This window comes from Vibrio sp. 2304, from assembly GCF_033339475.1.
Classification (GTDB): Bacteria; Pseudomonadota; Gammaproteobacteria; order Enterobacterales; family Vibrionaceae; genus Vibrio; species Vibrio alginolyticus.
Window position 1 is genome coordinate 1 of sequence record NZ_JAWOUQ010000150.1, and the last position, 511, is coordinate 511.

A 511-nucleotide genomic window follows, 5' to 3' on the forward strand; every position below is an offset into this window, starting at 1 on the left:
TCATCCGCGGTCGCGGTCAGCGCCACAAACGGCAGGGTTGGGAAACGTTGGCGCAACTGGCCCAGCGCCGCGTATTCGGGGCGGAAATCATGCCCCCACTGCGAAATACAGTGCGCTTCATCAACCGCCAGCAGCACCGGATTCCAGTGCGCCAGATGCTCAAGGAAGTTATCCAGCATCAGGCGTTCGGGCGCAATGTACAGTAAGCGAATCTGTCCTGTACGACAGCCTGCCATCACCTCAAGCTGCTGCTCACGACTTTGAGTAGAGTTAAGGCACGCCGCCGCCACGCCGTTGGCCAGCAGTTGATCGACCTGATCCTTCATCAAGGAAATCAGCGGAGAAACAACAACGGTGAGTCCGTTTAGCAATAATGCGGGAATTTGATAGCACAGGGATTTACCGCCGCCGGTCGGCATAACGACCAGGCAGTCGCGACCAGAGAGCACGGTATCAATGATTTCTTCCTGACCAGGGCGAAACTGTTGGTAGCCAAAGGTTTCTTGCAAAA

1 protein-coding gene is annotated in these 511 nt (G+C 56.0%); it reads right to left on the bottom strand.

Annotated features, from left to right (window positions below; translation table 11 throughout):
- A partial coding sequence (locus tag R7P64_RS24735) for a RecQ family ATP-dependent DNA helicase (protein WP_318124289.1) occupies positions 1 to 509 on the bottom strand: 509 nt, incomplete at its 3' end.
- Positions 510 to 511: the final 2 nt, after the last annotated feature.